The sequence below is a fragment of the [Actinomadura] parvosata subsp. kistnae genome (assembly GCF_900323885.1).
Lineage (GTDB): Bacteria > Actinomycetota > Actinomycetes > Streptosporangiales > Streptosporangiaceae > Nonomuraea > Nonomuraea composti.
In genome coordinates this window covers 521065-545389 of the sequence record NZ_OOHJ01000018.1, presented here as the reverse complement: position 1 = coordinate 545389, position 24325 = coordinate 521065, and the positions used below count along the sequence as shown (strand labels likewise).

At 71.3% G+C, this 24325-nt stretch carries 24 protein-coding genes; 13 read left to right on the top strand and 11 right to left on the bottom strand.

Annotation, left to right across the window (positions count from 1 at the left end):
* Positions 1–18: 18 nt before the first annotated feature.
* Together KIS93_RS22590 and KIS93_RS22585 are read right to left on the bottom strand one after the other, a co-directional pair.
* A complete protein-coding gene (locus KIS93_RS22590) occupies positions 19–993 on the bottom strand; it encodes an aldo/keto reductase (RefSeq protein WP_080045779.1) in 975 nt (324 codons plus the stop codon).
* Positions 990–1343, bottom strand: a complete 354-nt coding sequence (locus KIS93_RS22585) for a MerR family transcriptional regulator (RefSeq protein ID WP_080045780.1) — start codon at positions 1341–1343, stop codon at positions 990–992. Before KIS93_RS22585 ends, KIS93_RS22590 begins: the two co-directional genes overlap by 4 nt.
* 216 nt (positions 1344–1559) lie before the next feature.
* Here KIS93_RS22585 and KIS93_RS22580 point away from each other — a divergent pair, with 216 nt between their 5' ends.
* From KIS93_RS22580 to KIS93_RS22550, 7 genes are all read left to right on the top strand, one after another.
* Entirely contained in the window at positions 1560–2180 is a 621-nt protein-coding gene (locus KIS93_RS22580) for a DUF998 domain-containing protein (protein ID WP_080045781.1), read from the top strand.
* 85 nt (positions 2181–2265) lie between these two features.
* A complete protein-coding gene (locus KIS93_RS22575) occupies positions 2266–2727 on the top strand; it encodes a universal stress protein (protein ID WP_080045782.1) in 462 nt (153 codons plus the stop codon).
* 430 nt (positions 2728–3157) lie between these two features.
* Entirely contained in the window at positions 3158–4417 is a 1260-nt protein-coding gene (locus KIS93_RS22570; protein WP_268966920.1) for an APC family permease, read from the top strand.
* A gap of 81 nt (positions 4418–4498) precedes the next feature.
* Positions 4499–5476, top strand: a complete 978-nt coding sequence (locus tag KIS93_RS22565; protein WP_080047569.1) for a phosphotriesterase family protein — start codon at positions 4499–4501, stop codon at positions 5474–5476.
* A gap of 41 nt (positions 5477–5517) precedes the next feature.
* Entirely contained in the window at positions 5518–5904 is a 387-nt protein-coding gene (locus KIS93_RS22560) for an STAS domain-containing protein (protein ID WP_168010020.1), read from the top strand.
* Positions 5905–5914: 10 nt separating this feature from the next.
* Entirely contained in the window at positions 5915–6808 is an 894-nt protein-coding gene (locus KIS93_RS22555; protein ID WP_080045784.1) for a sigma-70 family RNA polymerase sigma factor, read from the top strand.
* Positions 6809–6974: 166 nt separating this feature from the next.
* Positions 6975–7370, top strand: coding sequence for a hypothetical protein (locus KIS93_RS22550; RefSeq protein WP_155129242.1), 396 nt, complete (start codon positions 6975–6977; stop codon positions 7368–7370).
* 38 nt (positions 7371–7408) lie between these two features.
* Here KIS93_RS22550 and KIS93_RS67585 read toward each other — a convergent pair whose 3' ends face one another.
* The 3 genes from KIS93_RS67585 to KIS93_RS22540 form a co-directional block, all read right to left on the bottom strand.
* Positions 7409–7531: a hypothetical protein gene (locus KIS93_RS67585; RefSeq protein WP_268966921.1), complete on the bottom strand. Its 123-nt coding sequence runs from the start codon at positions 7529–7531 to the stop codon at positions 7409–7411.
* A gap of 43 nt (positions 7532–7574) precedes the next feature.
* Positions 7575–9224, bottom strand: coding sequence for a dihydroxy-acid dehydratase (gene ilvD / locus KIS93_RS22545; protein ID WP_080045786.1), 1650 nt, complete (start codon positions 9222–9224; stop codon positions 7575–7577).
* A gap of 75 nt (positions 9225–9299) precedes the next feature.
* Positions 9300–10520 carry a saccharopine dehydrogenase family protein gene (locus KIS93_RS22540; protein ID WP_080045787.1) on the bottom strand — a complete coding sequence of 407 codons (1221 nt, stop codon included), beginning with the start codon at positions 10518–10520 and terminating at the stop codon, positions 9300–9302.
* A gap of 100 nt (positions 10521–10620) precedes the next feature.
* On the opposite strand from KIS93_RS22540, the gene KIS93_RS22535 reads away from it, so the two are divergent.
* Both KIS93_RS22535 and KIS93_RS22530 read left to right on the top strand, forming a co-directional pair.
* The gene (locus tag KIS93_RS22535; RefSeq protein WP_080045788.1) at positions 10621–11319 is read left to right on the top strand and encodes a TetR/AcrR family transcriptional regulator; all 699 of its coding nucleotides are present in this window, start codon (positions 10621–10623) and stop codon (positions 11317–11319) included.
* A gap of 178 nt (positions 11320–11497) precedes the next feature.
* Positions 11498–12247, top strand: a complete 750-nt coding sequence (locus KIS93_RS22530; protein ID WP_080045789.1) for an Fpg/Nei family DNA glycosylase — start codon at positions 11498–11500, stop codon at positions 12245–12247.
* 404 nt (positions 12248–12651) lie between these two features.
* Here the strand turns inward: KIS93_RS22530 and KIS93_RS22525 are convergent, their stop codons facing one another.
* From KIS93_RS22525 to KIS93_RS22505, 5 genes are all read right to left on the bottom strand, one after another.
* Positions 12652–13035 carry a VOC family protein gene (locus KIS93_RS22525; protein ID WP_080045790.1) on the bottom strand — a complete coding sequence of 128 codons (384 nt, stop codon included), beginning with the start codon at positions 13033–13035 and terminating at the stop codon, positions 12652–12654.
* Positions 13036–13097: 62 nt separating this feature from the next.
* Positions 13098–14159 (bottom strand): hypothetical protein, encoded by a 1062-nt coding sequence (locus KIS93_RS22520; protein WP_155129245.1) that lies wholly within the window; start codon positions 14157–14159, stop codon positions 13098–13100.
* A gap of 287 nt (positions 14160–14446) precedes the next feature.
* Positions 14447–16870 (bottom strand): Tex family protein, encoded by a 2424-nt coding sequence (locus KIS93_RS22515; protein WP_080045792.1) that lies wholly within the window; start codon positions 16868–16870, stop codon positions 14447–14449.
* Positions 16871–16897: 27 nt separating this feature from the next.
* Positions 16898–18064, bottom strand: coding sequence for an amidohydrolase (locus KIS93_RS22510; protein ID WP_080047570.1), 1167 nt, complete (start codon positions 18062–18064; stop codon positions 16898–16900).
* A gap of 319 nt (positions 18065–18383) precedes the next feature.
* The gene (locus KIS93_RS22505; RefSeq protein ID WP_080045793.1) at positions 18384–18794 is read right to left on the bottom strand and encodes an organic hydroperoxide resistance protein; all 411 of its coding nucleotides are present in this window, start codon (positions 18792–18794) and stop codon (positions 18384–18386) included.
* 86 nt (positions 18795–18880) lie between these two features.
* On the opposite strand from KIS93_RS22505, the gene KIS93_RS22500 reads away from it, so the two are divergent.
* On the top strand, positions 18881–19441 hold the full coding sequence (locus tag KIS93_RS22500; RefSeq protein WP_155129248.1) for a TetR/AcrR family transcriptional regulator: 561 nt from the start codon (positions 18881–18883) through the stop codon (positions 19439–19441).
* Positions 19442–19554: 113 nt separating this feature from the next.
* Here KIS93_RS22500 and KIS93_RS22495 read toward each other — a convergent pair whose 3' ends face one another.
* Positions 19555–19989, bottom strand: a complete 435-nt coding sequence (locus KIS93_RS22495; protein ID WP_080045795.1) for an RpiB/LacA/LacB family sugar-phosphate isomerase — start codon at positions 19987–19989, stop codon at positions 19555–19557.
* A gap of 76 nt (positions 19990–20065) precedes the next feature.
* On the opposite strand from KIS93_RS22495, the gene KIS93_RS22490 reads away from it, so the two are divergent.
* The 3 genes from KIS93_RS22490 to KIS93_RS22480 are packed head-to-tail and all read left to right on the top strand — an operon-like array spanning position 20066 to position 24325.
* The gene (locus tag KIS93_RS22490; RefSeq protein ID WP_080045796.1) at positions 20066–21133 is read left to right on the top strand and encodes a DUF917 domain-containing protein; all 1068 of its coding nucleotides are present in this window, start codon (positions 20066–20068) and stop codon (positions 21131–21133) included.
* Complete coding sequence (locus KIS93_RS22485; protein WP_080045797.1) at positions 21126–22685, top strand: hydantoinase/oxoprolinase N-terminal domain-containing protein; 1560 nt, start codon at positions 21126–21128, stop codon at positions 22683–22685. The genes KIS93_RS22490 and KIS93_RS22485 overlap by 8 nt, the downstream gene beginning before the upstream one ends.
* Positions 22686–22708: 23 nt before the next feature.
* Entirely contained in the window at positions 22709–24325 is a 1617-nt protein-coding gene (locus tag KIS93_RS22480; RefSeq protein ID WP_080045798.1) for an ABC transporter substrate-binding protein, read from the top strand.

Genomic DNA, 24325 nt, shown 5'->3' with positions numbered 1-24325 from the left:
CTGCCGTAGCCCCGGCCCTCAGCGCTCGACCTCGTTCATGCTGAGGTAGCGGGTGCCGCGCACGGCGTCGGCGGGCACGGCCGCGGCCAGCGCGTCGAGCTGCTGCGGCGTGAGCGTGATGTCCGCGGCGGCGGCGTTCTCCTCCAGGTACTTCAGCCGCTTGGTGCCCGGGATCGGCACGACGTCCTCGCCCTGGGCCAGCAGCCAGGCCAGGGAGAGCTGGGCCGCCGTCACCCCGGCCGCGTCGGCGATCTTCTTCACCTCGGCGGCCAGCGCCCGGTTGTGCTCGGCGTTCTCGCCGCTGGTGCGCGGCAGGTGGCGGCGGAAGTCGTCGGCGGGCAGCTCCTCCGGCCTCGGCAGCGCGGCCGACAGCAGGCCGCGGCTGATCGGCGAGTACGCCACCAGCCCGACCCCCAGCTCCCTGGCCGCCGGCAGGATCTCCGCCTCCAGGCCCCTGGTGAACAGCGAGTACTCGCTCTGCAGGGCCGCGATCGGGTGCACGGCGTTCGCCTTGCGCAGCGTGTCGGCGCTCACCTCCGACAGACCCAGATGGCGGACCTTGCCCTGCTCCACCAGCTCCGCCATGGCCCCGACCGACTCCTCGACGGGGACGTCGGGGTTGCGGCGGTGCATGTAGTACAGGTCGATGTGGTCGATGCCGAGACGCTGGAGCGAGGCGTCGCAGGCGGCCCTGATGTACTCGGGGCTGTTCTCGATCGTGCGGGAGTCGCCGTCGCGCTTGACGCCGAACTTGGTGGCCAGGACGACCTCGTCCCGACGGCCCTTGATGGCCCGGCCGACCAGCTCCTCGTTGGCCCCCTTGCCGTACATGTCGGCGGTGTCTAGAAAATTCATGCCAAGGTCGAGGGCGCGGTGAATGACCGCGATCGACTCGTTCTCGTCGCCCTGGCCGTAGAACTCGGACATGCCCATGCAGCCGAGCCCGAGCGCGGAGACCTCCAGGCCGTCGCGGCCGAGAGTGCGCTTGTTCATGCCTGCCCCCTGCGGTAATTGTCGATCTTGTAGTCCAGGACCTCCAGGTCCTGGCTGAGCTGGGCGATCCTGGCCCGGACGCGCTCCCGGTGCAGCTCCAGCATCCGCCTGCGCTCGTCCGCGGTGCGCTGCCCCATGCGGCGCAGCTCCGCGTACCGGCACATGTCGGCGATCGGCATGCCGGTCGTCCGCAGCTTCGTCAGGAACTCCAGCCACTGGAGATCCTGCTCCGCGTAGTCACGGTGGCCACTGCTGTTGCGGCCCACCGAGTGGATCAGCCCGATGCGCTCGTAGTAGCGCAACGTGTGAGCGGTCAGGCCGGACCGCTGCGCGGCCTCCTGGATCGTCATGTGTCCAGGTTGGACCTTAGAGCGCGCTCTAAGTCAAATCACCCCCCGGGCAGCCGCCTCCACCCTGAGGGGGCTCTCCCTACCAGGGGTCACGAACCGGCAGGTCAACGGTGATTCCTAGGGGTCGGTCCGACCAAGGTATTAGGGGGTACTTCAGGGCCGCTTCGGGTCCATCTCCGATGTTCGCAAAGCGCGTGTTCCACGAGCTTAGGAGGCATGAAGGGATTGCTTGTCAGTGGTTTCGCCGCGATCGGCGCCGGCAGCGGCGCCATGCTCACCCTGCACGCCGGATCCGACCTGGACCCGCTGCACAGCGTGATCAGCGAGTACGTGTGGCAGTCGGCCGGATGGCTCCTGCCCGCCTCGCTGACCCTCTTCGCCGCGGGCGCCGCGCTCATGGCCGAGGCCATGCGCCGGGCCGGCGTGAACCGCTGGGTCGTCGCCTTGCTGCTGGTGTGGGGGGCGAGCATGTTCCTGATCGGCGCCTTCCCGACCGACCGGCCCGGCGTGCCGCTGTCGATGTCGGGCGGCATCCACCGCTACGCCGCCTTCGTCGCCTTCCTTGTGATGCCGGTCGCCGGGATGCTCCTCGCCAGAGCCAACATCCGGTACGCCGCGGCGATGCGCGTCCTCAGCGGGCTCGCCCTGGCGGCACTGGTAATGGTCGTGATCCCGTACGTGGTGCGCATGTTCGGCATCCCGCTGACCAACGACGACATCCCCGCCGGGCTCACCCAGCGGGCCGTGGTCGTGACCGAGCTGGCCGTGCTGACGCTGGCCGGGCTGTCGATGCTCAAGCCGTCGGCCCGCCGGGCCGTGTCCCCGGCCCTCGCCTGAGGCCGTAGCGGGGCGCCTCACCAGGCTTGAATCCCGCCGCTCTGGAAAGAAGAGGACCCCGACCTCGCATTCAGGAGTGGCTGAGATGACGATTTTGATTGCTTATGACGGATCCGACGACTCCAAGGCCGCCATCGCCTTCGCCGGCAAGCTGTTCCCCGGCCGGCACGCGGTCGTCCTGACGGTGTGGGAGCGGCTGGCGATGACCTCCGCCAGGGCCTCCGCCGGTCTCATGGTGGCCGTCGACCAGTCGGGGGTGGAGGACGAGGCCATCGGGCAGGCGATGAGCGAGCTGGCCGCACGCGGCGCCGACCTGGCCCGCGACGCCGGACTGGACGCCACCCCGCGCTGCGACGTGGACGCCGTGGCCGTCTGGTCGACCATCGTGGACGTCGCCGACGAACTGGACGCCGAGCTCATCGTGACCGGCACCAGGGGGTTGGGCGGGGTCCGGTCGCTCCTGCTGGGCAGCACGTCCGACCGCGTGCTCCACCACGCCCACCGCCCGGTCCTGGTGGTACCGGGCCCCAACGGCAAGGGCGGCTGACCCCTCCGCCCATACGTTCAGGCGCCCGCCCCTCACAGCCGCTCCGGGCGCCGCACACGGCAGGCGCCTGCTCCGCGCGCACGCTCCAAGGGCGAGCCCTTGCGCACGACAGGCGCAGGCGCCTCGCCCCCGCTCCTCCACCCGCGCACACGGCACCCGCCTGCTCCGCGGGGGCGCTCGGGGCGCCTGCTGCCCGTGCCCGTCCGGCGCCATCCCCGGCACACACCAGGCGCCCGCCCCGCTCGCACCCTCCAGGCGCCAGCCCCGCACAGGGGAGGCGCCCGCCCCCGGCAAGAAGCGCGGGAGGCGGCCGATCCTTGCGCATCTCGCGGGTGCCCTGCGGCGTTCATGTGGGCGTTGGTGCGGGTTGTCGGTGGGATGCGGCAGAGTGGGTGCCTGCCGACGAGACGTGCGGGAAGGGGGTGGCCCGGTGCCGGAGGAGCTGGCGAGGAGGCTGGGCACGGCCGATGCGGTCGTCGTCGGGCTGAGCGCGATGATCGGCGCGGGTGTGTTCGCCGCCTTCGCGCCCGCCGCCGCGGCCGCCGGCCCCTGGTTGCTGGTCTCGCTGGCGCTGGCCGCCGTCGTGGCCTACTGCAACGCCACGTCCTCGGCCCGCCTGGCCGCCCTCTATCCGGAGTCGGGCGGCACCTACGTCTACGGCCGCCGCCGCCTCGGCCCCTTGTGGGGTTACCTGGCGGGCTGGGGTTTCACGGTGGGCAAGACGGCCTCGTGCGCGGCCATGGCCCTGACGTTCGGCTCCTACGCCCTGCCCGGCCTCGAACGGCCGCTGGCGATCGTTGCGGTGGCGGTGCTGACGGTGCTGAACCTGTTCGGGGTGCAGCGCTCGGCGGGGGTGGCCCGGATCATCGTGGCGTTCGTGCTGGCGGTGCTCGTCGTGGTGATCGTGGTGGGGCTGACGGGCGACGACTCGGTGACGTTCGGCTGGTTCGCCTACGCGCCCGGCACGGGTCGCGCGCCCGGCTCGTACCCCTTTGACGTGTGGGGGGTGATGCAGGGCGGCGGGCTGCTGTTCTTCGCGTTCGCCGGTTACGCGCGGATCGCCACTCTCGGCGAGGAGGTGCGCGATCCCGCCCGCACGATCCCCAGGGCGGTCGGGATCGCGCTGGCGGTCACGCTGGTCGTCTACGCGCTGGTCGCCGTGGCGGCGCTGCGGACGCTCCATCCGGAGCTGCTGGCCAGGTCCGGCGCGCCGCTGGCCGATCTGGTCAGGGAGGCGGGGGCCGGGTGGCTGGCGCCGGTGGTGCGGGCCGGGGCGGCGGTGGCGGCGCTGGGCGCGCTGCTGGCGCTGCTGCTGGGCGTCTCGCGCACGGTGCTGGCGATGGCGCGCGAGCGGGACCTGCCGGGCGTGCTGGCCGCCGTGGGCCCGGTCCGGCAGGTGCCGAGGCGGGCGGAGCTGGCGGTCGGCGTCGCGGTGGTCGTGCTGCTGGTGGTGGCGGATCTGCGGGAGGCGATCGGGTTCTCCTCGTTCGGCGTGCTCGTCTACTACGCGATCGCCAACGCCTGCGCGTTCACGCTCCGCCGCGACGAGGGCGCGCCGCCCCGCGCCGTCCCGGTGCTGGGGCTGGCGCTGTGCCTGCTGCTGGCGGCCACGCTGCCGTTGGCGTCGGTGGTGGCGGGCCTGGCGGTGTTCGCCGTCGGTCTGGCGATCTACGCGGTACGGCACCGGTGACCCAGCGCGTGTGACTGTTGACGGAGGTCGTCGAACGGCCTAGGTTGGCGCCCACACCGACCAGCCGGTATGGAGGCGTGCATGCCCACCGTCGAAACCCTGCGCGGCCCTGTGGACGTCGACGAGCTCGGGCAGACGCTGATGCACGAACACGTCTTCGTGGTGGCCACGGAGCACCTCGACAACTACGGCAAGGGCGCCTGGTGGGACGAGGAGTTCCGGGTGGCGGACGCGATCGCCAAGCTGAACGCGGCGGCGGCGAAGGGCGTGCGCACGATCGTGGACCCGACCGTGTGGGGCCTCGGCCGCTACATCCCCCGGGTGCAGCGGGTCGCCGAGCAGGTCCCCGGCCTGCACGTCGTCGTCGCTACCGGCATCTACTCCTTCGAGGAGCTGCCCCACCAGTACGAGCACCGCGGCCCCGGCCTGTTCATCGACTGCCCCGACCCGATGATCGACGACTTCGTCCGGGACCTGACGGTGGGCATCGCCGACACCGGCGTGAAGGCGGCCTTCCTCAAGTGCGTGGTCGAGGCGAAGGGGCTGACGCCGGGCGTCGAGCGCATCTGCCGGGCGGTGGCGCAGGCGCACGTGCGGACGGGAGCGCCGATCACGGTGCACACGAACGCGTTCACGCAGAGCGGCCTGATCGCGCTCGACCTGTTCGCGAAGGAGGGCGTGAACCTGGAGAAGGTCGTGGTCGGGCACGCCGGCGACAGCAACGACCTCGACTACCTCATGCGGCTGGCCGACACGGGCGCAATCCTGGGAATGGACCGATTCGGTCTGGACGTCTACAACCCGACGCCGCAGCGCGTCGCCACGATCGCGGCCCTCTGCCAGCGGGGATACGCCGATCGCATGGTGCTCAGCCACGACACGGCCTGCTTCATGGACTATTTCGGCGGGGCCTGGGACGAGGCCCGCCGTACGCTGGCGCCGAACTGGCGCTACGATCACATTCACGATGACGTCTTGCCCGCCCTGCTCGACGCGGGTGTGACCGATGACCAGATTGAGCAGATGCTGGTGTTCAACCCGAAGCGCTACTTCTCGTAAAGTAAGTGGATCGGGAGAGCGACGCGGGTAGGTGGAGCTGGGTGACTTCGGAGCAGGCCTTGTCGATCAGCCTCGGACTCCAGGGACCCTGCGTCATCGCGCGGCTGACGGGAGATTTCGACTTCGGCTCCGCGGCCGAGGTGCGTGACCGTGTGACCAAGGCGCTCGATCTCACGCAGCCTCCGATGCTCGTCATCGACATGCAGGCCGTCAGCGTCTGCGACTCCTCGGGTCTTTCGGTGCTGGTCTATCTGCACAAGGCGGTCACCGCCTCGGGCGGGCGGCTGCTGCTGTCGGGGCTCAACGGCCGGTGCAAGCATCTGTTCGCGATCACCGCGCTTGACAAGTTCTTCGATATCCGCAGTACGGCGGAGCTGGCCATCGCCGAACTCAACGAAGAGGGGAATTCGCCGCCGTTTACCGGGTAGTTGCCGGGGCATGTCGGCCGAAGAGCCCGATCTGCTCGGTACGTACCTCGAACAGATCGGAAAAACCCCCTTGCTCTCCGCCGCGGACGAAGTGGAGCTCGCCCGGCGGATCGAGGCAGGCCTGTACGCGGGCCATCTGATCGAGCGTGGTGAGGGCACGCCAGAACTCGAACTCGTCGCGCTCGATGGCAAGCGCGCCAAGGACCTGCTGATCAGGTCCAACCTCCGGCTCGTGGTGTCCGCCGCCCGGCGGTACTCCTACCGGGGGCTGCCGCTGCTCGACATCATCCAGGAGGGCAACCTCGGGCTGATCAGGGCGGTGGAGAAGTTCGACTACACGCGGGGATACAAGTTCTCCACGTATGGGATGTGGTGGATCCGCCAGGCCATCGAGCGCGGGATCCACGACAAGAGCCGTACCGTGCGGCTGCCGATCCATGTGGCGGAGGAGCTGTCGCGGCTGATCAGGGTGGAGCGGCAGCTCGCCGCCGAGCTGGGCAGGGAGCCGACGGACGCGGAGCTGGCGAGCGCGGCGGAGCGGTCGGCCGCGCAGGTGGCGGCGTTACGCCGGCTGGGCCAGGACATGGTCAGCCTCGACGTCCCGGTGGGCGAGCACGGCGAGGGCCGGATCGGGGACATGATCGCCGACGAGGACGGGCTGCAGGTGCAGGAGCTGACCGAGCTTCGCGCGCTCAGCGCGGAGCTGCGCGAGGTGGTCACGACGCTGCCGCCGCGGGAGGCGTTCGTGATCAGGCTCAGGTACGGGCTGACGGGGGAGGAGGTCCGGACCTATACGGAGATCGCCCAACATCTCGGCCTCACAAGGGAGCGCATCAGACAGCTGGAGAAGCAGGCGTTGAGACGGCTCAGGCAGGGCAAGCCGTTGCTGGCGTGGGCGTCCTGACCTGGCCAGGTTGCGGGTAGATAAGCCCGATATAAAGGGATAACCGTTTCGTATCGGATCAAGCCCGGCGAACCCGGACGAGCGGGATGCCTGGTAGTAGTCGGACACGTACGTGTCGCTGCCACAGGGGGGAGCGACAGTTGTCTGTCTCGACTATGGGGGCGAAATGTTCAAGCGCCTTGCCGCCACGGCATTAGTGGCCGCCGCTGCCACCACGCTCATGTCCGCGCCGGCCGAAGCCGCGACGACCAGCGCTCAGCTCATCAGGACGAAGTCCTCCTGGGGCCACTGCGAGGACACCTGCCGCGTCAAGGTGCGGATCCAGAACATCTCCCGCAAGAACCTCTTCAACGTCAAGCTCAACGTCACCCTCAAGGTGAACGGCCGCAAGGTCGGCTCGTGCTACGACAACGTGGGCCGCATCGGCGCGCGCAAGGTGCGCTACGCGTCCTGCACCGTGCGGACCGCCAGGCTGTCGGAGGCGTGGAACGACTACGTCGACGGGTACGGCAACTTCCGCACCTACGCCAAGACCTCCGTGTACTACCGGTACTACCGCTGACGACGGCTGAAGGGGCCGGGCGGACCGGCCCCTCCGGCTCACGCGGTGACGAGGAGCGCGACTCCGATCAGCACCACGACCGGGACGAGCCACATCACGACCTCGCCGGCGAACTCCTTGTACATCGCGCAAGTCTCCTCAAAGTCAGGGGGCGGGGGCAAACGTCAATGCGCAGCATAGCCGCCCCCGCCCGCTGCTCGATCCTCAGGCGGTGACCGCTCCGTCGGAGGCGGAGCCGACCGTGGCCACGTACTTGGTCAGGACGCCGCGCTCGACCTCCCGCTCGGGCCGCACCCACGCGGCCCGCCGCTCGGCCAGCTCGGCCTCGGGCACCAGCAGGTCGAGCGTCCCGGCCGCGCTGTCGATCACCACCGTGTCGCCGTCGCGCACCAGCGCGATCGGCCCGCCGTGGTACGCCTCCGGCGCCACGTGCCCGATCACCAGCCCGTGCGAGACGCCGCTGAAGCGGCCGTCGGTGACCAGCGCCACGGACGTCCCGAGGCCCCGCCCGACCAGCGGGCCGGTGATGGAGAGCATCTCGCGCATGCCGGGGCCGCCCGCCGGGCCCTCGTACCGGACCACGATGACGTCCCCGGCCACGATCCGCCCCTCCTGGATGGCGACGTAGCAGTCGGCCTCGGAGTCGAACACCTTGGCCGGGCCCTCGTGGCGGAAGTCGTCCTTGCCGCCCAGCTTGAGCACGCACCCGTCAGGGGCGAGCGAGCCGCGCAGGATGGCCAGCGCGCCGCGCCGCTTGAACGGCTCGTCCGCGCTCCCCACCACCTTCTGCCCCGGCGTCTCCTGGGCCTGCGCGGCGACGTCCGCCAGCGAGCGCCCGTCCACCAGCGTGACGCTCTCCCGCAGCAGCCCCGCCTCCAGCAGGCGGCGCACCACCAGCGAGGTGCCGCCCGCCTTCCACAGGTCGAGCGCGGTGGCGTCGCCGCCGCTCGGCTTGAGCCCGGTGATGATCGGGACCTCCCGGCAGACCTCGCCGATCCGGTCGATCTCCAGCGGCAGCCCGGCCTCGCGGGCGATGGCCAGCAGGTGCAGCACGGCGTTCGTGGAGCCGCCCATGGCCGCCACCGACACGATCGCGTTGTGCAGCGCGTCCTCGGTGAGCACCCGCGACGGGCGCGCATCGGCGGCCAGCGCCCGCATGGCGATCTCCCCGACGCGCCGGGCCGCGGCGTTCTTCTCCCCGGCCACCGCCGGGATGTCACCGATGCCGAACGGCGCCAGGCCCAGGAACTCGGCGACCGTGCCCATGGTGTTGGCGGTGTACTGGGCGGCGCAGGTGCCGGCGCCCGGGCAGGCGTGCCTGGCCAGGTCGTCGAGGTCGGCCTGGTCCATGCGGCCCACCTCGCGCTCCCCGAGCGCCTCCCACATGTCCTGGATCGTCACGTCGCGCCCGCGCCAGCGGCCCGGCATCATGCTGCCGCTGTAGAGGACCACGGACGGCACGTCCAGCCGGGCCAGCGCCATGATCGCGGCCGGGACGGTCTTGTCGCAGCCGACGATCGCCACCAGCGCGTCGAACTGGTGGGCGCGGCCCATCAGCTCGATCGAGTCGGCGATGACCTCCCGGCTGATCAGCGAGGCCCGCATGCCCGGGGTGTGCATGGTGAGGTTGTCGGAGACGGCGATGGTGTTGAACTCCATGGGCAGCCCGCCGGCCGCCCGCACCCCCGCGGCCACCTCGGCGGCCAGCTCGCGGTGGGTCAGGTTGCACGGCATGGTGCCGGTCCAGGTGGAGGCGATGCCGACCACGGGGCGGCGCATCTCCTCCTCCGACATGCCCATGGCGTACAGGTGGGAGCGGGCCGGTGCGCGGTCGGGGTCGTCGGCGATGCTCAAGAGGTTCCTCCGATGTACGGGTTGCGGCACCTCAATGATCCAATGTCCGGATCGGGTGGCGGCTCCCGGCCCCCCTCACTGCTCCCGCAGGCCCCACGGTGAGCCGTACTCGACCAGCAGGTCCAGGAACGGGCGCGGCTCGAACGCCTCCGGCCCCAGCACGCCCGTGCCCCGCCACACGCCGCCGGCCAGCAGCTCCAGGGCGATCACCGGGTTGACCGCGGTCTGCCAGACGACCGCCTGCGAGCCGTACTCGCGCATCGACCACTGGTTGTCCACCACGTGGTAGAGGTACACCTCGCGGGGCCGGCCGTCCTTGACGCCCTTGACCCAGGTGCCCGCGCAGGTCTTGCCGTGCATGCGCGCGCCCAGCTCGGCCGGGTCGGGCAGCACGGCGGCGACCACGTCCCGGGGCGACACCTTGGCGGTGCCCTGGTCGGTCCTGACCGCGACCGGCTCCGTCCGGTCCACGCCCAGCGCGTGCAGCGTCTTGAGGGTGCCGATGAACTCCTCGCCGAGCCCGTACTTGAACGTCACCCGCTGCGCCGGGATCCACCGCGGCACCAGCACGACCTCCTCGTGCTCGACGTTCACGCACTCCACGGGGCCGATGCCGTCGGGGAAGTCGAAGATCTCTGGCTCGCTGAACGGCTCCGTCGTGTACCAGCCACGGCCCTGCTCGTAGATCAGCGGCGGGTTGAGGCACTCCTCGATCGTGGTCCAGATGGAGAAGGAGGGGGCGAAGTCGTAGCCGTCGACAGTGAGGTTCGCGCCGTCCCTGATGCCGATCTCCTCGATCTCGTCGAAGAGCTCGTCGGCGGCGTAGCGGGCGAAGACGTCGGCCAGGCCGGGCTCGACGCCCATGCCGACCAGCGCCAGCCGGCCCTTGGCGGCCCACTCGGGCGCGCGGGCGAACTGCTCGTCGCCCAGCTTCACCCCCACCTCCTCGTACGGGCGATCGGGGTGCGGCTTCGACATCGACATGGCCATGTCGAGATAGTCGGCCCCGGCGGCCAGCGCGGCGTCGAACAGCGGCAGCACGAAGCGGGGGTCGGTGGCGTTGAGCAGGACGTCGCAGCGGTGCTCGGCCAGCAGCGCGGTGACGGCGGCGGTGTCGGCGGCGTCGATCCGGACGGGGGTGAACCGGGCGGCCTCGTCACCGAGCGCGGCGACGGCGGCCTTGGCGCGGGGGAGGTCGTAGTCGGCGACCACCATGTGGTCGAAGAAATGTCGGCGGGCGGCGATCCGGGTGATGGCGGTTCCCACACCGCCTGCTCCAACGAGAAGGATACGCATGACGATAGATCCCCTTTTATGGCTTTTTTGGGGGTGTGTCGTACATCAAACGCTCGTATGCTCAACAACGTCAATGGCGTTGGCATAAGGGAGGCGTTCCATGGCCAAACGCGTCGTGCCGGAAGCGGCCCGCCGGCGGCGGCGTCCCACCAAACAGGGACAGGTGCTCACCCACGCCCACATCGTCGAGACCGCGCTGCGCATGCTGCGCGAGCACGGCCCCGCCGGCCTCACCGCCCGCCGCCTCGGCCTCGCCCTCGGCGCCGACGCCAGCACCGTCTACCGGTACTTCCGCGGCATGGACGACCTCATCCTCGCCATCGCCGACGAACTGTTCGGCCGCGCCATGGCCTCCTTCTCACCCAGCGGCGACTGGCAGGCCGACCTCCGCGAGCTCGGCCTGCGCATCCACAACGCCTACCTCGCCCACCCGCAGGCCGCCGTCCTCACCGCCAGCCGCGTCACCGGCCGACCCAACGAGGTCGCCAGCGACGAGACCATCCTCGGCATCCTGCGCGGAGCCGGCTTCCCCGACGCCGACGCCGTGCGCATCTACCACGCGTTCATCGACCAGAGCCTCGCCTTCGCCATCCTCGACGCCGCCACCCTCGCCCTACCCAAGGCGGCCCGGGAGGCCGACGAGGAGGTGTGGCGTGACACGTACGCCCGGCTGCCCGCCAGCACCCACCCCAACATCGCGGCCACGGCACCGCTGCTGGTGGCCCGGATGAACGACAGCGCCTACCCGACAGCCCTCGACCTGCTCCTCGCCAGCGCGGCGGCCCAGCTCGCGGGATAGCCCTTCGGTGGGGCGGCCCAGCTGGTGGGATAGCCCTCTAGCGCGGCGGCCTGGCTCGTGGGGTAGCCCTGGGGCGCGGCGGCGCAGCTCGCGGGATAGCCCTGTCATGGCGGGGTGGCCTTGTCATGGCGGGGTGGCCTTCGGCGCGGCGGGGCCGGGCGCGGGTAGACCCTTTGGCATGCCCGAAGGTCACCTCATCCACCGGCACGCCCGCGAGCAGCACACCGCCCTGTCCGGCCGGACCGTCCGCGCCTCCAGCCCGCAAGGCCGCTTCGAGGCGGGACCGTACGACGGGCGGACGCTGACGGAGGTGGAGGCGCTCGGCAAGCACCTCCTGTACCACTTCGAGAACGGCCTGCCCGCCATCCACGTGCACCTGGGCATGCGCGGCATCTACCTGCACCACGACGATCCCACGACCCCGCCCCGGCCCGGCACCCGCCTGCGCCTGGCCACCGACAACACGGCCTACGACCTCATAGCCCCCATCCGCTGCGAGCCCATGGACGCGCCGGCCGTCGCAACACTGCGCGACTCACTCGGCCCCGACCCGCTACGCGACGACGCCTCCCCATCGGAGGCGGTACGACGCCTGACCTCCTTCCGCGGCCCGGTGGGGGCCGGCGTGCTCGACCAGGGGGTGTGGGCCGGCATCGGGAACGCCTGGCGAGCCGAACTGCTGTTCCTCGTGGGCATCCACCCCGGCACGCGCAACGTGGACGCGTCCACGGCACTGCGGCTGTGGGAGGCGGCGGCCACGTACCTCGCCCTGGGGAGGGACGCCGGGCAGGTGGTCAGCGACCCGTCGGCGCCGGACGAGCGCTGGGTCTACAAACGCGAGCACTGCCGCCGCTGCGGCACCCCGGTCGAAACCTGGCAACTCGCCTCCAGAACGGCCTACGCCTGCCCCCACGACCAACCACCGTAAGCCCGCCTCCCCCTACCCCCACCTCCTGCACTCGCCTCGCCTTACCCCTCCGGCCACCCACCCGTGGCTCGATGGGGTGGTTGCCCGTCGAATGCCCACCCGGAAAGGGCTTCGCAGGGGGGCGCTTACGCGCGATGGGGCTCAGACGCTTTGCTCAGGCGCCTGACGGCGCAACCCCCCGCGCCTCCGGCGCTCTCGCCCACCCGTTGCCCGATGGGGTGATTGCCCGTCGAATGCCCACCCGGAAAGGGCTTCGCGAGGGGGCGCTTACGCGCGATGAAGCTCAGACGCTTCGCCCAGGCGCCTGACGGCGCAACGCCACGCCTGACGGCGCACTCGCGAACCCGTGGCCCGGTTACCAACGGCTGCAAACAGAGGCCTTGAAACCAAGGCCATCGGAAGACTCAATCCCCATAGGTGCTGAGCTCGATGAGGTTCCCATCCGGATCGCGGACATACACGCTGAGAATCCCCCCAGTCGCCCCGGTACGCCCCACCGGCCCCTCTTCAATCTCGACACCGTGCGCCCCCAACTCGGCCACGATTGTCTCCATCGACTCGGCGACGATGAGGCACAGATCGGCACTCCCCGGCACCGGCCGGGCCGCCTTGGGCTCGAACTCGTGCCCGGCCTCATGCAGATTGATCTTGCTGCGCCCGAACCTGAGCGCCCGACGCCCCTCGCCGAACGTCACCGCCTCCATCCCCAGCACCTGGGTGTAGAAGGCAACCGTCGCATCAAGATCGGAGACGGTCAGCACGAGATGATCAAGCCGGTCGATCTCCACATGAGCACCGTACAAGGCCGCCCTTGGACGTCAGGCGACACCTCCGCCGCACACAACAGCCCTCAGTCACGCCCAGACCGCGCATCGCCCGCCTGAGCCAGCCGCTTCTGAAGGGACGCCAACGACTCATCGGCCATGAGCGCAGCCAGACGCGGCGCCTCCTCATCGACCCGCCGCAACACCTCCGGCTGCCCACCCTGCTGCCGGCTCCAGGCCCGCACCACCTCCGGCATCGCAGTAATGGCCTCCTCGCTGAGGATCGCCTCCCTGGGCAGCCACCGCGTCAGGAACTGCGACACCCGAGCCGGGCTCCACCACAACGGCCGGTCGCCCACGAACTCGACCAGCTTCCCGAACGCCTCCCGTGCACCGGGCACATCAGGCAGCCCGTGCAGGGTGATCTCCGACGCGGTGTCTCTCGCGCGTCCCGGCACGCCACCGTCGGCGTGCCCCGGCGAGGCGTCGTGCGTACGGGTGAGCAAGGACCGAGCACGGGCGATCGCGAACGGCCGCACACCCGGCAACGTGTCAGCCACCTGCGCCCCCAAGACCCGGTCGGTCAGCTCGAACGCATCCAGGATCCGCGCCGCCACGCTCTCCGGCGGCGTAGGCCGCAGCTCCAGCTCATCAAGGAACTTCGCCTCTTCGACCACCGCGTCCACGGCCAGCCCGCCGCTGGGCTGATCGATGCCCACGACAAGGACGTGCGGCTCCTTGCCGTTGTCGTACCGGAAGGACAGGGCCGCCAGCACCTGCTCCCCGTAGGGATCGCCCTTCCCGTACCAGCCGCCGTCGCAGGTCACGCGCCCCATCCGCGCCACCCACCCGGGCAGGCTGACCGCCACACCCTCCCCGGCCATCGTGTAGGGCCGCTCCTCACGATCTTCCGGCTCGGCAGGACCGTTCACGATCGCCAGGGCGGCAAGGGTGAGACGCGCCTCCGGGCTCCCGTCCTTCGCCAGCCGCCGCAGGAACGCCGCCACCCGTCCGGGCACATCTTCCTGCTCCGACGCCTCCAGCTCGCCCGTGAGGCGGGCGGCCCAGAGCTCCGTGCGCAGCGGGGAACGCCATCGGAGCAGGTCGCGGGCCTGAGTGATCGCGGTGTCGAACATCGTCGTGCTCACCTCTAGACCGTATCGCCACCCCACCACCCCGGGGCTCGACTACGCGCTCAGCCCAATCACAACGGCGGGTCGAGAACGGCGGATAGCGGACGCCGCCCATCGCACCGGCCGATCCGCCCCGAGAGGCGATGATGCACCGAACCCTGCCATGGGCGTCGAGGATGACGCCTGCGACGCTGACCGAGTGGCAACCATGGCGCTCCACGTCCCGGCACCTCAGCGCGGCGTACTGCCCTGGCAGTGCAGATGCCGGGGCAGTACGCCGTTCCTCTTCCGGTCTATGTCGGTCAGCGGTTGTCGCCGGTCAGGCCGGCCTTGCGGAGGGCTTCCGCCATGGCGCCGGTCGGGGCGGGGCGGTCCTGGCGGCGCTGGCCACCCCGGCCGCCGCCACCGTCGCCGCGACCACGCTGCCCGCCGTCGCCGCCGCCACGCTGCCCATCGCCCTTGCCGCGACCGCCGTCACCACGCCCGCCGTCACGGCCACCCGCACCGCGACCACCGTCACGGCCACCCTGACGGCCGGCGCCCGCGCCCCGGCGGGGGCTGTCGCCGTTCTGCTGCTGGGCGGCGGTCTCGTCCTCCAGGCGGAGGGTCAGAGAGATGCGCTTGCGGGGGATGTCCACGTCGAGGACCTTGACGCGGACGATGTCGCCGGGCTTGACCACGTCGCGCGGGTCTTTGACGTAGGTGCGGGACATGGCCGACACGTGCACCAGGCCGTCCTGGTGGACGCCGATGTCGACGAACGCGCCGAACGCCGCGACGTTGGTGACCACGCCCTCCAGGATCATGCCGGACGTGAGGTCGGAGATCTTCTCGACGCCTTCCTTGAAGGTGGCGGTCTTGAAGGCGGGGCGCGGGTCGCGGCCGGGCTTCTCCAGCTCACGCAGGATGTCGGTGACCGTGGGCAGGCCGAAGGTGTCGTCGGTGAAGTCCTCGGGGCGCAGGGTGCGCAGGGCCGCGGTGTTGCCGATGAGCGACTTGAGGTCGGTCTTGGCGGAGGTGAGGATGCGGCGGACCACCGGGTACGACTCGGGGTGCACGGCGGACATGTCGAGCGGGTCGTCGCCGCCGCGGATGCGCAGGAAGCCGGCGCACTGCTCGAACGCCTTCGGGCCGAGCCTGGGCACGCTCTTGAGCGCCGAGCGGGTGCGGAAGGGGCCGTTGGCGTCGCGGTGGCGGACGATGCTCTCCGCGAGCGTGGAGCCGATGCCGGACACGCGGGTGAGCAGCGGCGCCGAGGCGGTGTTGACGTCGACGCCGACGGCGTTCACGGCGTCTTCCACGACCGCGTCGAGCGAGCGGGAGAGCTTGGACTCGGCCAGGTCGTGCTGGTATTGGCCGACGCCGATCGACTTGGGGTCGATCTTGACCAGCTCGGCCAGCGGGTCTTGCAGGCGGCGGGCGATGGAGACGGCGCCGCGCAGCGACACGTCGAGGTCGGGCAGCTCCTGCGAGGCGTAGGGGGAGGCCGAGTAGACCGACGCGCCCGCCTCGGAGACCACGATCTTGGTGAGCGACGGCATGTGCTTGACCAGCTCGCCGGCCAGCTTGTCGGTCTCGCGGGAGGCCGTGCCGTTACCGATGGCGATCAGCTCGACGCCGTGCCGCTGCGCGAGCGCGCCCAGCACCGCGAGCGACTGGTCCCACTGCCGCTTGGGCTCGTGCGGGTAGATGGTGGCGGTCTCGACGACCTTGCCGGTGGCGTCGACCACGGCGACCTTCACACCCGTACGCAGGCCGGGGTCGAGACCCATCGTCGGCCGTGCGCCGGCCGGGGCGGCGAGCAGCAGGTCGCGCAGGTTGGCGGCGAAGACGCGCACCGCCTCGTCTTCGGCCGCCTGCCACAGGCGCATGCGCAGGTCGATGCCCAGGTGCACGAGGATGCGGGTGCGCCAGGCCCAGCGCACGGTCTCGGTGAGCCACTTGTCGGCCGGGCGGCCCTGGTCGGAGACGCCGAACCGGGAGGCGATGCGCAGCTCGTAGTCGGGGCTGTCGTCGGGCTCGAGCGTGACCGACAGCACCTCCTCCTTCTCGCCCCTGAACATCGCCAGGATCCGGTGCGAGGGCAGCTTCGTGAACGGCTCGCCGAACTCGAAGTAGTCGGAGAACTTGGCCCCCGCCTCCTCCTTGCCCTCGCGCACCCGCGACACCAGCCGCCCGCGCTCCCAGAACTGCTCGCGCAGCCCGCCGATCAGGTCGGCGTCTTCGGCGAAGCGCTCGATCAGGATCGCCCTGGCGCCTTCGAGCGCCGCGCCCGCGTCGGCCACGCCCTCGGTGACGAACGCCTCGGCGGTGGCCACCGGGTCGAGATTGGGGTCGGCCAGAAGCTGGTCGGCCAGCGGCTCCAGCCCCAGCTCGCGCGCGATCTGCGCCTTGGTGCGCCGCTTCGGCTTGTAGGGCAGGTAGATGTCCTCGAGCCGGGCCTTGGTCTCGGCGGCCATGATCTGCTCGCACAGCTCGTCGTCGAGCTTGCCCTGAGACTCGATGGACTCCAGGATCGCCGCCCTGCGCTCCTCAAGCTCGCGCAGGTAACGCAGCCGCTCCTCCAGCGTGCGCAGTTGCGCGTCGTCGAGGGCGCCGGTGGCCTCTTTGCGGTATCGCGCGATGAACGGCACGGTCGCGCCGCCGTCGAGCAGGTCGACGGCCGCCTGCACCTGCCCGTCGCGTACGCCGAGCTCTGCGGCGATCCGCTGGTGAATAGAGAGCACTTGCCTGCCTTTCGATGGTCCCGCCGGTCAATTGTGCAGGACGACGCCGTCCTTCATGACCAGAGTGCGCGCAGGGTGAACGACCACGGCCTCCGCCGGGCTCCCGGCGGGCACCACGACGAGGTCGGCCCGGTCACCCGGAGCCAGGCCGTAGTCGTCGAGCCCGAGCGCCCGCGCGCCGCCGACGGTGGCGGCCTCCAGCGCCAGCTCGATGTCGTCGTCTCTGCGGAACGTGCTGCGGTAGGCGACGTGCATGGCCCGCTCCAGCATGTCGCCGCTGCCGTAGGGGCCCCACAGGTCGCGGATGCCGTCGTGGCCGCACGCGACCGTGACCCCGGCGGCCCGCAGCTTCTTGACGGGCGGCACGGGGAAGTCGTAGACGGCCGCCGTGACGATGGCGACCCCGGCCTCGGCCAGGCCGTCGATCAGGCGGGCCTGGTAGGCGCCGTCGAGCTGGCCCAGCGCGTAGGCGTGGCTGACCGCGACCCGGCCGCCCAGCCCGAGCGCCTTGGTGCGCTCGATGATCAGCTCCAGCTCCCATCCGCCCAGCGAGCCACCGTCGTGCAGGTGGAGGTCGAGGTGGGTGCCGTAGCGGCCGGCCAGGCCGAAGACCAGGTCGAGGTGGCGGACCGGGTCGCGGTCGATGCCGGCCGGGTCGAGCCCGCCGATCTCCTCGACGCCGCCCTTCAGCGCCTCCTCCAGCAGCTCGGCGGTGCCGGGGTTGGTGAGCACGCCGTGCTGGGGGAAGGCGACCTGGCGCACGTCGACGGGGCAGCTCTCGGCGGCCTCGCGCACGGCCTCCACGCCGCGCAGGCCCACCTGGGGGTCGATGTCGGTGTGGGTGCGGACGTGCGTGGTGCCCGCCGCGCTCATGCGTCTGAGCAGCGCGGTGATCCGGGCCACGCTCGGCACGCCCAGCTCGGCGCGGCGGCCGAGATCGTTGGAGATGCGGCCGGCGAGCGTGTCGTCGGCGGAGTGGGGGACCCACGGGCCGCCGAAGAGGGTCTTGTCGAGATGGCAGTGGGCCTCGACGAGGCCGGGCAGGACGAGCTGCCCCGGCACGTCGATGACCTGGGCGCCGGGCGCCTCGATCGGGTCGGACGAGACCCGTGCGACGCGGCCGGCGCGGACCAGGATGTCGGCAGGCGCCCCGAGGCCCCAGGGGAGCCCTCCGCGGAGCAGCACGTCGGTCATGTCCAGCACCCTAAAGGGTGGGACCGACGATTTCCCTGCCTCCGGTGTGACGGGTGGCTGTCCCGGAGGTGCGGCCGGCCGATGGCGGCGGTCCTCCGAGGTGCGGCTGCCTCGGTGGGTGACGGTCCTCCGAGGTACCGCTGCCCGAGGTGCGGCTGTCCGCGTGGGTGGCCATCTCCCCGGGGCGCGGCTGCCCCGGGGAGCGGCCGTTCCCCACGGTGTGGTTGTCCGGTCGGTGGCTGACCGGTGGATGGTCGTCCGCGGATGCGGTGCGGGTGCGGACGCAGGTGCGAGTGCTGTGCCGGACCGGTTGTCGGATCTACTCGATGACCAGCTCGACCGGGATGTTGCCGCGGGTGGCGTTGGAGTACGGGCACACCTGGTGGGTGGCCTCGACGAGCTCGCGTGCCACCTCCGGCGCGATGCCGTCGGGCAGCTCGACCCGGAGGGTGGCGTCGAGCTGGAAGCCGCCCTTGCCGTTGGGCGACAGGCCGACCTCGGCGGTGACGGCGGCGTCCGAGACGTCGATCTGCTTGCTGCCCGCGACGAGCCGCAGCGCGGAGGCGAAGCAGGCCGCGTAGCCGGCGGCGAAGAGCTGCTCGGGGTTGGTGCCCTCGCCGTCGCCGCCGAGCTCCTTCTGGAGGGCGAGCTTGACGTCGAGCCGCCCGTCGGAGGAGACGGCGCGGGCGTCGCGGCCGGAGGACGTGGCGATGGCGGTGTAGATGCTCATGTTCGGGTGACCTCTCCCTCAGTAGACAGACCTGTCTGTCCGTCTGAGAAGAAGAGTAGACAGGTCTGTCTGGTATCGTCAACAGGGTGAGCACAGAAACCCGGCAGAGCCCCGCGCGGACGCGGGTGCTCGAGACCGCCACCCGCCTGTTCTACGGCGAGGGCGTGCACACGGTGGGCATCGACCGGATCATCGCCGAGGCGGGGGTCGCGAAGGCGACCTTCTACAACCACTTCCCGAGCAAGGACGACCTGGTCAGGGCGTACATCGTGGAGCAGTCCACCCTGCAGCGCGGGCTGGCGGAGAGTGTGCGCGAGGGCTCACCGAGGCAGCGGCTGGAGGCCATCTTCGCGTTCATGTGCGACTTCGGCGCCGGCCTCACCTTCCGCGGCTGCCCGTTCGTCAACACGGCGGCGGAGTACCCGGATCCGTCGCATCCCGTGCGCAAGGCGATCGAGGCGCACCGGCGCTGGAACCGCGACCTCTACCGCGACCTGCTGACCGCCGCCGGCCACCCCGACCCGGCGCGCACCGCCGACGTGCTCATGCTGATCAGGGACGGCCTCGTGGTCGGCTTCGACCTCGACGACCCCGCCACCGTCAAGGCCGCCGTCGAGGAAGCCCTGCTCCGCGTGCTCGGCCCCTGAAGCGGACGCCGGTGTCGCGAAGCGTGGGCCGGGGTCCTGAGGCGGATGCTGGGGTCGTGAAGCGGAGGCTGGGGTCGTGAAGCGGAGGAGGCTGAGGTCGTGGACGCGGACGGTCAGATGGCGTCGAGGTGGGCGACGTTCGCGACGTCCGCCGGATCCGTGCTCGGCCGCCCCGCCAGCCACGCGTCGAGGATCTCGTCGAGCACCACCTCGGAGGTGAGCCGGAGGCTGAGCGCCAGCACGTTGGCGTCGTTCCACTTGCGGGCCCCGTCGGCGGTGTAGGCGTCGACGCACAGGGCGGCGCGCACCCCCGGCACCTTGTTGGCCGCGATCGAGGCGCCGGTGCCGGTCCAGCAGCAGACGACCGCCTGCTCGGCCCGGCCCTCGGCGACGTCGCGCGCGGCCAGCTCGCAGGCCCACGCCCAGTCGTCGCGCTCGCCGTCGTTGAGCGCGCCATGGGTCACGACCTCGTGCCCGCGCCGGCGCAGCTCGGACACGACCCGCTCGGCCACGCCGTCCTTGCTGTCGGCGGCCACCGAAATCCGCATACGCACCAGAGTAGGGGGCGGCACAAGGCGCTGAGACTGGCGTTGTGCGGCGGTATGTGCTTGGTTGTGGCGGCATATGAGAATTGACGCGAACGATATTCCGGCCCTCGCCCGCGGCTGCGCGGTGCTGGGCACCGGTGGCGGGGGAGACGTCCGTACGGGGTCGCTGGCGGCGGTCAGGGCCATCCGCGAGTACGGCCCCGTGCCCCTGCTGACGCTGGACGACCTGCCGGGCGACGCGCTGATCCTGCCGCTGTCCGGCATCGGCGCGCCGACCGTCAGCCACGAGATGATCCACGGCGAGGACGAGCCGAAGCGCATCGCCGAGGAGGCCGAGCGGATCTTCGGCCGCCCGCCGAGCGCGATCATGTCCTCCGAGATCGGCGGCGCCAACGGCGTGGCGCCCGTCGCCTGGGCCGCGCAGCTCGGGGTGCCGCTGCTCGACGCGGACGGCATGGGGCGGGCCTTCCCCGAGGTGCAGATGGTCTCGATGTACGTGGCGGGCATCCCGGCCGACCTGGTGATCATGTCCGACGTGGCGGGCAACGTGGTGACGATCCGCCCGGTGGACGGGCTCTGGTCCGAGCGCATCGCGCGGGCCGTCTGCGTGGCGGCGGGCTCACATGCGCTCATGTCCGACTACGTGCTGACCGCCGACCGGGCCAGGGGCGCGCTCATCGAGGGTACGGTCACCCGCGCCCTGGAGGTCGGCCGGGCCACGGAGGGCGCCGCGGACCCGCTCGAAGCGCTGAGGGAGCGGCTGGGCGCCGCCCGGCTGATCACCGGCAAGCTGACCGACGTCGAGCGGCGCACCACGGGCGGCTTCGTCCGGGGCACGGCCACGATCGAGGGCACCGGAGACGACCGCGGCCGCCGCCTGACGCTGGAGCTGCAGAACGAGAACCTGGTCGCCGTCGAGGACGGCCGGACCCGTGCCATGGTGCCCGACCTGATCACGGTCGTGGACACCGAGACCGCCGCCGCCGTCCAGACCGAGGGCCTGCGTTACGGCCAGCGCGTCACGGTGCTCGCCTGGCCCTGCGACCCCCTCTGGCGCACCCCGAAGGGCCTGGAGACGGCCGGGCCGCGGGCGTTCGGATACGACCTGGACTACGTACCCGTCGAGGAGCTGACGCATGGCTGACCTGCGCATCGGGATCGACGTCGGCGGCACGAACACCGACGCGGTCGTGCTCGACGCCGGCGGACGGGTGATCGCCAAGGCCAAGCGGCCGACCACCCCGGAGGTGACGGACGGCCTGCGGGCGGCGCTGGACGCCGTCCTGGAGATGATCGAGGACCGGGGGCGCGTCGGCCGCGTCATGCTCGGCACCACGCACGCCACGAACGCCATCCTGGAGCGGCGCGGCCTCGGCCGGGTGGCCGTGGTCCGGCTGGGCGCGCCCGCCACGACGTCGGTGCCGCCGCTGTCCGACTGGCCGGACGACCTGCGCAAGGCGGTCTCGGCGGGCGAGGCGATCGTCCCCGGCGGCCACTACGTGGACGGCCGCGAGATCAGCCCGCTCGACCTGGACGCGGTCCGCCGCTTCCTCGACGGCGTGCGGGCCGACGCGGTGGCCGTCACCAGCGTGTTCAGCCCGGCCGACGACGGCCACGAGCGGCGGGTGGCGGAGCTGGTCAGGGCCGAGTACGGCCTGCCGGTGTCGGTGAGCTGCGAGATCGGCTCGCTGGGCCTGCTGGAGCGCGAGAACGCGACCGTGCTGAACGCCGCGCTCTACGGCGTCGCCGGGCACGTGACGGAAGCCCTGGTGACGGCGCTGGCGGAGCGGGGGCTGGGGGCGCGGCCGTACCTGGCGCAGAACGACGGCACGCTCATGACGCTGGAGCACGCCGCGCGCCTGCCGGTCGCCACGATCGGCTCGGGCCCGGCCAACTCGCTGCGCGGCGCCGCGTACCTGTCGGGGGTGGCGGACGCGGTGGTGGTGGACGTGGGCGGCACGTCCACGGACCTCGGGGTGCTGGCCGGCGGGTTCCCCCGGGAGTCGGCGGCGGCGGTCGAGATCGGCGGCGTGCTGACGAACTTCCGCATGCCGGACATCCTGGCCATCGCGCTCGGCGGCGGCACGGTCGTGCGCCCGCACGGCCTCGGCCCGGACTCGGTCGGTTACCGCATCGGGAGCGAGGCTCTGGTGTTCGGCGGGGCGACGGCGACGATGACGGACGCGGCGGTCGCGGCGGGCCGGACCCCGCCGGGGGCCGATGGCTGGCCCGAGCGCCTTCAAAGAGCCATCAAGGGTGACATGTCGGAAGAAAAGGCAGACATTCTGGAAAGCGCGGTTACCAGAGCCGACGAGATGGTGATCGACGCCGTGGACCGGATGACGCTCGGCCGCAGTGACCGGCCCCTGGTGGCGGTGGGGGGCGGCGCGTTCCTGCTGCCCGATCACCTCCCCGGCGTGAGCCGCGTGATCAGGCCCGAGCACGCCGACGTGGCCAACGCCGTGGGCGCCGCCATCGCCCTCGCGAGCGGCAGAGTCGATACGATCTTGCCAGCGGGAGACAGCCGGGCCGACGCGATCGAGAGCGCCAAGGAGGAGGCGCGGGCGCGAGCCGTGGCGGCGGGGGCGGACCCCGCCGGGGTCGAGATCGTGGACCTCCTCGAGGTGCCGCTGAGCTATCTCTCCGAGCCCGCCGTGCGGGTGCACGTCAAAGCAGCCGGACCCCTCGCCCGGTGACACATCGAAAGGACCCCCCCACCATGCACTGGCACAAGCGTCTGCTCGTCGCCGGGGTAGCCGGTCTCCTCGCCCTGTCCGCGTCCGCGTGCGGGGGCGGCCAGGTGCGCGGCGCCGGCGGGACCCCTCAGCCCCGGGCGAGCAGCGGCAGCCCGGCCGGCCAGACCGGCGGGCCGGCCAACGACGCCACGTTCGTCTACGCGCCGAACCACGGCGTGGTCACCGACTGGGACCCGGCGACCTCCTACTCCAACGAGATCATCGCCCTGTCGAACATCTACGAGGGCCTGACCAGGTACAACTCCCAGACCAAGAAGGCCGAGCCGCGCCTCGCGACCGAGTGGACGTCGTCCGACGACGGCAAGGAGTGGACGTTCAAGCTGCGGCAGGGCGTGAAGTTCCACACCGGCGACCCGATGGACGCCGAGGCCGTCAAGAAGTGCATCGAGCGCACGATCGAGAAGAAGGGCGGCGCCGCCTACATCTGGGATCCGGTCGACAAGATCGAGGCGGTGGACGCGAGCACGATCAGGTTCACGCTCAAGTACGCCGCCCCGCTCGACCTGTCGGCCTCCTCCGGCTACGCCGCCTGGATCTACGACGCCGACGCCGTGGACGCCGACGGCAAGACGACCGCCGGCACCGGTCCGTACACGATCGACTCCTGGCAGAAGGGCAAGGAGACCGAGCTGACGCTGAAGGCGTTCGACGACTACTGGGGCGGCTGGAAGCCGGAGCAGTACAAGAAGGTCGCCTTCCGCGTCACGCCCGAGATCACCACCGCCTGGCAGCTCGTCCAGAAGGGCGAGGTGAACTTCGTCGAGCGGCTCAACCCGCAGCTGTTCGCGCAGGCGGGCAGCACGCAGGGCGTGCAGACGGCGCAGTCGCCGTCGTTCCAGAACCTGCTGGTGCTGTTCAACACCGCCGAAGGCGCCACCAAGGACGTCAGGGTGCGGCAGGCGCTGCAGCTCGCCATCGACTACGACGGCCTGGTGGCGGCGCTGGAGGGCGCCGGGCAGAAGGCCAGCGGCCTGGTGCCCGACGGCCTGCTCGGCCACACCCCCGGCATGGCGCCGAAGCAGGACCTGCCCAAGGCGCAGGCGTTGCTGGCCGAGGCCGGGTACGGCCCCGACCTGGAGGAGCTGAAGCTCAGCCTGACCTACGGCATCGGCGACGAGGACCAGAAGCTGCTGGTGACGCTGCTCAGCTCGACGCTCAAGCAGCTCAACGTGACGCTGCAGGCCAAGCCCATGAACTGGGGCGCGCAGTGGGACCTGGGCAAGAAGAAGGGCCAGGACGTCTTCGTCATGTACTGGTACCCGGACTATCCGGACGCCTACTCGTGGTTCCGCAACGTGTTCAGGAGCAACGACAAGCCGCAGTTCAACCTGTCGTACCTGAAGGACCCGGCGATCGACGCGGCCATCGACAAGCTGCCCGAGCTGACCGCCACCGACAAGCCGGCGGCCGAGCAGGAGTACCTGAAGCTCCAGCAGCAGATCATCCAGCAGCAGGCGGCGGTGGCGGTGCCGTACGTCCAGACGTACCAGCGGGCGCTGACCGCCGACGTCCAGGGCTACCAGGACAACCCGGCCTATCCGAACGTGGTCTTCTTCTACGACCTCAAGCGCGCAAGCTGA

Coding starts and splice junctions, on each gene's coding strand:
- KIS93_RS22550 (WP_155129242.1), top strand. CDS start 6,975: ATGTTCAAGCGCCTTGCCGCCACGGCATTAGTGGCCGCCGCTGCCACC.
- KIS93_RS22535 (WP_080045788.1), top strand. CDS start 10,621: ATGGCCAAACGCGTCGTGCCGGAAGCGGCCCGCCGGCGGCGGCGTCCC.
- KIS93_RS22540 (WP_080045787.1), bottom strand. CDS start 10,520: ATGCGTATCCTTCTCGTTGGAGCAGGCGGTGTGGGAACCGCCATCACC.
- KIS93_RS22485 (WP_080045797.1), top strand. CDS start 21,126: ATGGCTGACCTGCGCATCGGGATCGACGTCGGCGGCACGAACACCGAC.
- KIS93_RS22565 (WP_080047569.1), top strand. CDS start 4,499: ATGCCCACCGTCGAAACCCTGCGCGGCCCTGTGGACGTCGACGAGCTC.
- KIS93_RS22580 (WP_080045781.1), top strand. CDS start 1,560: ATGAAGGGATTGCTTGTCAGTGGTTTCGCCGCGATCGGCGCCGGCAGC.
- KIS93_RS22585 (WP_080045780.1), bottom strand. CDS start 1,343: ATGACGATCCAGGAGGCCGCGCAGCGGTCCGGCCTGACCGCTCACACG.
- KIS93_RS22590 (WP_080045779.1), bottom strand. CDS start 993: ATGAACAAGCGCACTCTCGGCCGCGACGGCCTGGAGGTCTCCGCGCTC.
- KIS93_RS22480 (WP_080045798.1), top strand. CDS start 22,709: ATGCACTGGCACAAGCGTCTGCTCGTCGCCGGGGTAGCCGGTCTCCTC.
- KIS93_RS22575 (WP_080045782.1), top strand. CDS start 2,266: ATGACGATTTTGATTGCTTATGACGGATCCGACGACTCCAAGGCCGCC.
- KIS93_RS22510 (WP_080047570.1), bottom strand. CDS start 18,064: ATGACCGACGTGCTGCTCCGCGGAGGGCTCCCCTGGGGCCTCGGGGCG.
- KIS93_RS22555 (WP_080045784.1), top strand. CDS start 5,915: ATGTCGGCCGAAGAGCCCGATCTGCTCGGTACGTACCTCGAACAGATC.
- KIS93_RS22530 (WP_080045789.1), top strand. CDS start 11,498: ATGCCCGAAGGTCACCTCATCCACCGGCACGCCCGCGAGCAGCACACC.
- KIS93_RS22505 (WP_080045793.1), bottom strand. CDS start 18,794: ATGAGCATCTACACCGCCATCGCCACGTCCTCCGGCCGCGACGCCCGC.
- KIS93_RS22490 (WP_080045796.1), top strand. CDS start 20,066: ATGAGAATTGACGCGAACGATATTCCGGCCCTCGCCCGCGGCTGCGCG.
- KIS93_RS22495 (WP_080045795.1), bottom strand. CDS start 19,989: ATGCGGATTTCGGTGGCCGCCGACAGCAAGGACGGCGTGGCCGAGCGG.